This window comes from Cupriavidus sp. 05N39, from assembly GCF_056397325.1.
The window spans coordinates 38270-46631 of sequence record NZ_JBFTNE010000063.1 but is presented as its reverse complement, the minus strand read 5'-3'; the positions used below and the strand labels follow the sequence as shown (position 1 = coordinate 46631).

At 60.5% G+C, this 8362-nt stretch carries 6 protein-coding genes and 4 pseudogenes; 8 read left to right on the top strand and 2 right to left on the bottom strand.

Annotation, left to right across the window (positions count from 1 at the left end; genetic code table 11):
• Nucleotides 1-324: IS1096 element passenger TnpR family protein (locus tag AC1DN0_RS26785; protein WP_477146136.1), on the top strand; the 324-nt coding region annotated here is incomplete at its 5' end.
• Between the two features lie 36 nt (nt 325-360).
• A pseudogene (locus tag AC1DN0_RS26780) lies at nt 361-1181 on the top strand (ISKra4-like element ISBte1 family transposase); the annotation flags it as partial.
• Here AC1DN0_RS26780 and AC1DN0_RS26775 read toward each other — a convergent pair.
• A pseudogene (locus AC1DN0_RS26775) lies at nt 1178-1495 on the bottom strand (sterol desaturase family protein); the annotation flags it as partial. The pseudogenes AC1DN0_RS26780 and AC1DN0_RS26775 overlap by 4 nt on opposite strands.
• A 40-nt stretch (nt 1496-1535) precedes the next feature.
• On the opposite strand from AC1DN0_RS26775, the gene AC1DN0_RS26770 reads away from it, so the two are divergent.
• The 5 genes and pseudogenes from AC1DN0_RS26770 to AC1DN0_RS26750 all read left to right on the top strand — a co-directional run bounded on the left by AC1DN0_RS26770 (nt 1536) and on the right by AC1DN0_RS26750 (nt 5089).
• Nucleotides 1536-1784, top strand: coding sequence for a hypothetical protein (locus AC1DN0_RS26770; protein WP_441632689.1), 249 nt, complete (start codon nt 1536-1538; stop codon nt 1782-1784).
• A gap of 472 nt (nt 1785-2256) precedes the next feature.
• Nucleotides 2257-2370 (top strand): annotated as a pseudogene (locus tag AC1DN0_RS26765) (IS110 family transposase); the annotation flags it as partial.
• 338 nt (nt 2371-2708) lie between these two features.
• Nucleotides 2709-3389 (top strand): methyl-accepting chemotaxis protein, encoded by a 681-nt coding sequence (locus AC1DN0_RS26760; RefSeq protein WP_477111974.1) that lies wholly within the window; start codon nt 2709-2711, stop codon nt 3387-3389.
• A gap of 13 nt (nt 3390-3402) precedes the next feature.
• Entirely contained in the window at nt 3403-4197 is a 795-nt protein-coding gene (locus AC1DN0_RS26755; protein ID WP_441632685.1) for a type IV pili methyl-accepting chemotaxis transducer N-terminal domain-containing protein, read from the top strand.
• Nucleotides 4198-4735: 538 nt separating this feature from the next.
• Nucleotides 4736-5089: a helix-turn-helix domain-containing protein gene (locus AC1DN0_RS26750; RefSeq protein ID WP_441632683.1), complete on the top strand. Its 354-nt coding sequence runs from the start codon at nt 4736-4738 to the stop codon at nt 5087-5089.
• Nucleotides 5090-5406: 317 nt separating this feature from the next.
• Here the strand turns inward: AC1DN0_RS26750 and AC1DN0_RS26745 are convergent, their stop codons facing one another.
• Nucleotides 5407-5880, bottom strand: a complete 474-nt coding sequence (locus tag AC1DN0_RS26745; protein WP_441632681.1) for a hypothetical protein — start codon at nt 5878-5880, stop codon at nt 5407-5409.
• A 681-nt stretch (nt 5881-6561) separates the two neighbouring features.
• Here AC1DN0_RS26745 and AC1DN0_RS26740 point away from each other — a divergent pair.
• Nucleotides 6562-7250: pseudogene (locus tag AC1DN0_RS26740) on the top strand (RNA-guided endonuclease InsQ/TnpB family protein); the annotation flags it as partial.
• Between the last annotated feature and the right edge of the window lie 1112 nt (nt 7251-8362).

Here is an 8362-nt window from a genome sequence, read left to right as displayed (position 1 = left end):
GTCTATGTGTATGACTTCAACGCGTGGTGGCGCCACGAGATACGGGTGGAGCGGCGTAGGCTGCGGCAACATCCTGGCGGGCTGCCACGTTGCGTGGCCGGTTGCGGGCGTTGCCCGCCAGAGGACATGGGCGGGATCGGGAGCTATATGGAGGCCAGTGGCGAACGCAGTGAGTATGAGTTCCTCGATTGGCTCGAGTCGCTGCGCGAGGAGCCAATCGTGTTGGAAGACTTACGCGTTGAGGTCGGCGGGTGGCTGACTTGGCTGGATCGTCGCTTTGACCGTCAGATCGTCAATGATCGGTTGCGAGAGCTCGAGGGGTAGACTGGTCGCCGCAGCTTCCAAGGGAGGAGGGCGGCCATGCGTATCAGCTTGCAACTTGTAGTGCAGGACGATGGAGGCGTGCCAGCCACCGTCACCGAAATAGCCCAGTTCGACAGAGACGGGCTTGATGTGGGCTCGCTGGGCCCGCATCTGGAGGAGGCGAAATCATTGCTGGGTCGGCTGCAGCGCACGATGGTCGCGGCACAGGTTGTTGAAGTAGTTGCCCGGACCAGCGTTTGTCCCACGTGCGGTGCGCAGTTGGTTTGCAAGGGCCACCATCACTTGGTCTTCCGGAGCGCGTTGGGGCGACTGTCGATTGACAGTCCCAGGCTGTATCCCTGTCGGCTGTGCCAAGGCGACGCCCCCACCTTCAGTCCGTTCGCTAACTATTTGCCCGAGCGGGTCAGTCCAGAACTGCAGTATCTCGAGGTCAAGTTTGCAGCGCTGATGTCCTATGGCCTGACCGTCAACGTCCTGCAGGAAGTGTTGCCGCTCGATCATGTGCTGGCAGCCAGTTCGATCCGGCGCCAGGTCACCGGGCTCGGTCGCCGGCTGGAAGCGGAACAGGCCACTGACGCCCGACGGCACGCGGACGTGGCCGCGAGCGTCGGTTCGTCCGACACCCCGGAGCCCAGTCCGGTCCGCGCCGTCGGCATTGACGGCGGCTACCTTCGGCCGGCCGGCCACCGGTGCCGGCAGGATGGCTGGTTTGAAGTGATCGTCGGGAAGTCAATGCGCGATCAGGATGCCGGCCATAGTTTTGCCTACCTGCACAAGCTTGAGCACCGGCCGGCCGGCTCGGCTTTGGTGACCGCGGTGAGTACGTTCTCGATTGGTTCCACATCGCCATGCGGGTATCCGTGATGTGCGACAGCGTATGCAGGCCCTCGTACATCAGGTAGTACGCCGCCATCGTCATCAGCGCGATATAGCCCGCGTTCTTCGAGAACACCACGCCGATCATCAGCGCGAACGGCACGGCCGCCAGCACGAAGGCTACCGGCGCAAAGGGCGGAAACAACAAGGCGCGCCAGCGCTTCTGGCCTTTGTACTCAAGCGTCAGATGTGTGAAGAAGCGATGATGCACCGCGCAATGCCGTTTATAGATCGCGCTGAACAAGCGCGTCGGTCGATGCAATATATAGCGGTGTGCAGCCCACTCGGCCCAGTCTTGGCCGTGCTACGATTCTTTTGAACAACTGGAGAAGGCTATGGATCTCCAAGGCTTCACGTACTACAAAGATCACTGGTATGAGGCATGCGCAACGTCCCCAACCGGTGGGCCCTGGCAGGGCCAGGTGACGATCTGTGCAAAAGCGGCGGACGGCAGCTCGATCAAGATCTTCGAGCACGAGCCTGTGCCTGGGCAGTACTTTTCCGAAGGTGAGGCGTGGCAGCATGCGCGCGACTATGCAGAGAAGCTGATAGACGAAGGCCGGGCGAACCCAGGCGCTCACTGATTCGCGCACCGTAGCACCATTCTGGTCAGCCACACTGCGTGCTACGGTCCTCCGAAATTCGGGGGCCGGGTATATATGGACGGCGCTGTCAACTTGCCGATAGCGAGACAAGGCAGTGGCACGCGCACGCACTGCTACAAATCCGGACTGCCGTGCTCAATGACCAGCTCCGATCGCACGTGGAACGATGGTATCCCTCCATCGCCAGAGCAGAAAGCCACCGCATTGCCGCTTAGTCAGCCCCCGCTTTGGGCGCTCTCGTAGTCGCCAAGAAATAGGTTTGAAAACCAATAGACTGCGGGCTACCGAGAGAGGTCATGGCCCCTCCACGATGGGCAGACCGATCGGAATTTTGGGTAATCGAATGGAAAGGGCTTCCCCGTCCCGAGGCTGCGGCGGAAGCCGCAAGTCGGCATTGAGGTGCCATGATGGCGTGTCGAAACGCCATCACGACCACAGGAGGGGAAGCCCCATGTCCATTGTTACCGTGGGTATCGATCTGGCCAAAGACGTGTTTGCCGTTCATGGGGTCGATGCGGCAGGCAAAGCACTTCTCGTCAAGCCGAGAGTTACCCGTGATCAGTTGGCCATGCCCCTACGCACGCGTCGTGATGAGGCATCTGGCACGGGATCGGTGCGCGGGTCGGTCCCGCCGTGCCATTTTCCTGCGCCCGCAGCCTGATGCAACTTCCGTGAGCTATGGCATAGATATTGCGTGGGCGACACATAGGCCAACGGCGGCCTTGAAACAATCTGGCAAGTCGCGATGACACGCTCCGAAAAGGAGCATCCCGGGCAACGGCGCCCCGGAGCGAAATGTTCACGAATCGGACAACCGGTTTGCAAGCATCTCGCTTCGGGGCGCTTTTTCTTTGCCGGTCAGCGCGGTGCGCGTCTGCGTCGACACTACCTGCAAGGCATGGCATGAACGCTTTCTCTACTCAGTCACCCGAGGCCGAAGTGTCCGCCGAAACCATCGGCGGATTGATCAACCTTTCCGGAAGGCAGCGCATGCTGTCGCAACGGATCGTCCTCCAGATATTGCTCGCTTCGCGGGGGGACACTGCCGCGCTCGATATCGCACGCAAGTGCCTGTCAATGTTCGAGTCGGCGCATTCGGATCTCGTAACGGGCAATGAGCGTTTTCCCGGCGCATTCTCCGGCGCTTTGCAGCAACTGTACTTTGGTAGTCCACGCGCTGACGCGCGTATCCGTGAATTCATCGCCCAGGTCAGAACAGCGATAGACGCACCACTGGCCGACACCAGCCGGCGAGCGCCATCCCTCGACGTGCTGGTGGCGCAGGCCACGCCAATGCTTGAACTGCTGCAGACCGTCACGCAGGCCTACCAGGAGGAGATGCACCGTTGCGAGGTCGCTGTGCGCAAACGCCACACCGACCTCGTCGAGCGCCTCAGCGGTATTTCTTTGCAGGCGAATATCGTTGCAATGAATGCGCGCATCTCGGCGGCACGGGCGGGAGAGTACGGCAGGGAGTTCGCGGTGATCACGCTGGTGCTTGCGGACATCATCAAAGAGATGGATCAGCTGATCCGACACGTCGTCGGCCCGAGCGATGCGTCCAAAGGTCCAATCAAAGTTTAACGCGGAGACACCCTTGAAACGTTACCTCTGTTCCTTCTGCTTGGTTGCCTGCAGCGTCCTGGCGCTGGCCTTGGCCGGGACCGCTTCGGCCGAAACGCTAACGATCAACGCGGCGATCAACAAGGCGGGCCGCCAGCGCATGCTGTCTCAGCGCATGGCCAAGGCTTACTGCCAGGCTGGCCTCGGTGTTGAAGTCGAACGTTCGAAGAAGGTCCTCGAACAGTCCGTGGCGCTCTTTGACAAGCAGCTCATGGAGCTGAAGGCGTCCGCGCCCACGCCGGAGATCAAGGACACCTACGCCAGGCTCGAGCAGACATGGATTCCCTATAAGCAGTTGCTGTCCGCTGGCGATCCGAATCTCGATAGCGCGAAAGCAATCGCAAGAATGAGCGAGGACATGCTGAAGCTTGCGCAACAGGGAACCCTCCTGCTCGAGAAACATTCCGGCACCATGATGGGTAAGCTGATCAACGTTGCCGGCCGCCAGCGGATGCTCTCGCAGAGAATTGCCAAGATCAGCATGTTCCGCGCCTGGGGCATTAACTCCCCCCAGATGGCGCAGGATCTGGACACGGCTACCAGGGAATTCGCAGCCGCGCAGGAACTCCTCACCGCGGCACCGCAAAACACAGAGGCAATCCGTCGCGAACTGCAGCTTGCCGGCTCTCAGTGGCTGTTCTTTGAAGAGGCACTCAATCAGACCGGGGTCAGTCGCGCGGAACAGTTGAGAAACATCGCCACGACCAGCGAGCGTATTCTTCAGGTGATGGATGACGTCACCAGCATGTATGAGGGGATGCCCAAGTAACGTGGGAGCGTGAACGAGCTATGCCAGACGCGGCTTTACAGGCAGCCACGCTTGCAATGCCTGCCAGGCGCACAGCCTTTCCGCAGCGACGGCAGGTCCACGCGGGTCAGATCGCCCACCAGGCGCCAGAACTGATAAGAACGACGCGGCCGATACCGTGTCGTTCTGTGAGGCTGTGAACTGGATGCCGAGGGCCAGGCCAACTTGTCCGCGCACGCGCGTCGCGCGGGGGGTCCCCCAGCTCTAGGGGTGCTCGAGCGGCAGTTGCAGGAGTTGCGTACCCAATTCTCGACGGAGCTGGAGTGTACCCGCGATCGGTATCCATCGCGCAGGAGCGGGCCAGCGCTACCGAGCGCCGCGCACTGCGGGAGATCGACCAGCCAGAATGCCGAGCAGGCGCTCGCGGAAATTGCGCGCTGAGTTGGCGGCGGTGCAGGCGAGGGCGCGGCGTTTGATATACTTTCACGATAGTGAAATAATCGGGAGAGCAGCCCCAGTGCTGGATCTCCCAGTCTCCCAAATCTCCGGACCTCCCCCAATGCCACGACCGCTAGCCGATGCCGCGCCACCATCGCGGGCTGCCATCCGCACCATCGACCAACTGGGTGATCGCATTCGGGCGACGCGGGTTGCCGAGGGGATGCCAATTGACCAGGCGGCCAGGCATTGCGGCGTTTCCGTCGGCATGCTGTCCAAGCTGGAGAACGGCAAAGGGGTGAATCTGGAGCACGCACTACGCGCGCTGGAAGGACTGGGTTTGACGATGCTCGTTGTCCCAAAGGCGCACGTGCCCCTGCTCGAGCAGGCCGCCACCCACGCGGCCAAAGCCTCCCAGCTCGCAATGAGGGCGGATGGCACCCACATGGAAGACGCCGATGCCCAGTACTTTTGAGCGGTCACGCTAAGCGAATCAAAATCGCCGGCGGCGGGAACCTCTTCGCCGATCAGTTGGCAGTGGCGGCTTTCGCAGTGCGCGGCAATTCCCGTGCTATTGGCTGGTAGCTATGACTACAGAGCGCGCGTCCTGAAACAGCAACGCGCGCAGATATTACTCGCTGCCTTCGTTTTGTGATGCGGCCCAGTCGCGTATTGCCTCCGCAGTTCGCCCGCTTCGGCACCACCGACCCAAGTGGCCAGTTGATGCCCCTTCTTGACTGGGTAGCGTCGACAACGGTAGCAAGCAGAGCCGAGGGGGGCGGGGGGGCGGTGCTAGATGTGAAGAAGGTCCAAGTCGTGAATCGTCTTGTCGCCTGTCCTGCGTGAACCTGCCCACTTGCGTAAGGTTTCGATGTTGTCGCGAATACGAAGCGCTTCGTTCCGGAGAACATCTCGGCGCCAGATTTCTTCGTCGCCGCGAAACAGTTGCACCGTAAAGTGCGGGACGTCCCAGTCGGTCATCTTGGCAGCGAGAGGGCCGTCGGCGTGGGAATGGACTGACAATTCTAGAGGGTGAGATTCAATCTTGTATAGGATATCTGCAGCAGGCACGACTCCGCTAACGTCGACGCCGTTGTGGTGTCCCACAAGGGAAACTTGACGGCCGGAGACGGGAGTGAGCACAAGATCGTCGAGTAGCAGATGGGCCTGGACGCATAGCTTGTACCGGTTTCGCAGGGCCACAAGAAGTGAGAGCAGTGCGGCACCGATGACCGCAGCCAATACAAGCGCCTCTGTCATATCCATACCGTTTCCTCACATCGGCTTCTGGCTACACACAGCGAAGTGTAGTTGAGGAACGTGTGGTGCGGCGAGTTCTGCGCTGCTTGGGGCAGATCATGACGTCCCCCCGTTGGAAATGTGCCAGTGCAGCATTGACCGTCTGGGGCGACCGTGCTTTGGATGGGCACATTTCGCTGTCTGCCTCGCTAGCCTCGACGTAACAAGGTAACGATTCAAGCAGCTTCAGGGGGGGGCGTCGACCAGCTTTATCCGCGCGCTACCCAGCGACTTGCGGCTGAGTCGAGGCCACCCGCATTTCCTTGCGATACCGGTCCCAAGCTGACGGGTAGAGGGTGGAGGCGACGGCCTATTCCATCCATGTTGCATCTTCCTCCTGCATTAGCCGCCCGCGAGAATGTAGTCCCCCAGCTTTGTTGCCTTTTCCTCCAAGCCCTCCAACTCAACTGCAGACACCTCTCTCAATTCAAATTGACCGGGAAGCGCGGCAAGCCCCGGTCTTCAGAGGCTGTCGCAAAAGGTACAAATCGAGACAGTTTAGCTTTGTAAGTGCTTGAATTGTCAGGGCGAAAAAAGCCGGCGCGCTCGGCCGTGTACCCTATTGCGACAGCCTCTTCAGGCCGGGGAAGGATAGCGCGAATGCCGAAGGCGTCCTTGACAACGCTTGATCGATGATACGATCAATTTATGCAACGACTCCAAGCCTTCAAATTCGAACTGATGCCTAACGGCGAGCAGCACCGCGACATGCGCCGCTTCGCCGGTTCGTGTCGCTTCGTGTTCAACAAGGCCCTGGCGTTGCAGAAGGAGTGCTACGAGCAAGGCGAGAAGAAGCTAGGCTATGCCGGGCTGTGTCAGCTACTCACTGCGGATGGCGACACAGCGCCGATACGTCGTGGCTGAAGGATGCGCCAGTGCACCCACTCCAACAAACGCTCAAGGACTTGGAGCGCGCCTATACCAATTTCTTCGCCAAGCGAGCGGATTTCCCTTGCTTCAAGAGAAAGGACCAGCGCGACAGCTTCCGCTACCCCGATGCCAAGCAGATCAAGCTGGACCAGGCAAACAACCGGATCTTCCTGCCTAAGCTGGGCTGGCCGCGTTTCCGCAATAGCCGCAGCGTGCTTGGCATGGTGAAGAATGCCACGGTCAGCCTGTCATCCGGCAAGTGGTTCGTGAGCATCCAGACCGAGCGCGAGGTCGACCAGCCTGTGCCGCAGGCCGGCAGCGCGGTCGGCATCGACATGGGGATCGTGCGCTTCGCCACCTTGAGCGATGGCACCTTCCTCACCCCGCTCAACAGCTTCAGGCGACACGAGGCGGCACTGCACCGCGCGCAGCAAGCCATGAGCCGCAAGATCAAGTTCAGCAAAAACCCGGCGATCAATGCCGTCGGCGACTGTATGTACCGAGTGGATACCCAATAACCTCGGAAAGCGCTGGTTAGTGGCGCGTCCCGTGGAAAATCCATTCGCGAGGCAGCGGAGTCATTAAATCACGCCGCCCCGCATGCGACTCGCTAATACCAAGAGCTGCCCACAGTTGGGACGCGCCGATTCCATCGGCGCTGCGTTGAACCTGTTCGGCTCCTCGACTGGCGGCTCCACCGGGTCACGGCGTGCGGTATTACCTGGCGATTGCGGGGCGCTGGTGTCGGCTAGGCCGTGAATTGCCTCACGCGGGGCCGGTAGAAAGCCGGATATACGGAAAGTTCATTAGTTGTCACACTTTGCGAGTTGGCGAGCCGCCACGCATCACAATAGTAGCGGCGCCATAACGGAGCGTCATCATGCTTTGGGTCGCGGTGTTTATCCTGTTTCTGCTCGTCTCGCGGGCAGTCTACTTACATTGGCACGTGGCGGCCATGGCGTTGGTTCGCCGCGACGCGTCTGGATGGCTCAGCCATGAGGTGCGGCGGCGTGTTTCCTTGGTAGCAGTTCCCGGACACGTTTCCACCTACCCCGTACCGAGAGAGGAGCGCGTCCATGTCGTTCGGCTCGCCGGTGTGGTCCTATGGCATTCAGAGCTGAGCATTGCACTTCCGGACGAGGCATGCTCGCATCTGGGGGATATTTCGCCGCAGGAGTTCGATACCCGCTCTCCCAGTTGGCTGCAGTTGGGCCCTCCGACGCACGGTGCTTAGTACGAGCGTGTCGAACAAGGATCCCAACTGGCTGGCCCGCAGGTCCGCTTTTGAAGTTCTAGACCGTCCGACATCCTGCGCTCCATCGCCAAAAAAAGCGCTCGCTGTCGTGTAGACACGGGCGCTGAAGGAGGGCAGGTCGCGAACTCCTGCCCTTGAAATTTGCATGCTTTAGGCTTGATGTTCCGGTTGGCCCTATCGCACCACGAGTGCATTGGCCACGACGGCTCCGACGTGGCAAGTCACTCGCGTTCAGGACGTTTCGCACATTGCACTCACAAGTAAGACGCCGGATCCGATGCGAGTGGATAGTGCGGGCACATCAACAGACCAGCGGCGGGTTCT

Excerpts from the sequence above, each read along its gene's own strand:
- AC1DN0_RS26770 (WP_441632689.1), top strand. The coding sequence starts at position 1,536 with ATGGATCTCCAAGGCTTCACGTACTACAAAGATCACTGGTATGAGGCA.
- AC1DN0_RS26760 (WP_477111974.1), top strand. The coding sequence starts at position 2,709 with ATGAACGCTTTCTCTACTCAGTCACCCGAGGCCGAAGTGTCCGCCGAA.
- AC1DN0_RS26750 (WP_441632683.1), top strand. The coding sequence starts at position 4,736 with ATGCCACGACCGCTAGCCGATGCCGCGCCACCATCGCGGGCTGCCATC.
- AC1DN0_RS26745 (WP_441632681.1), bottom strand. The coding sequence starts at position 5,880 with ATGGATATGACAGAGGCGCTTGTATTGGCTGCGGTCATCGGTGCCGCA.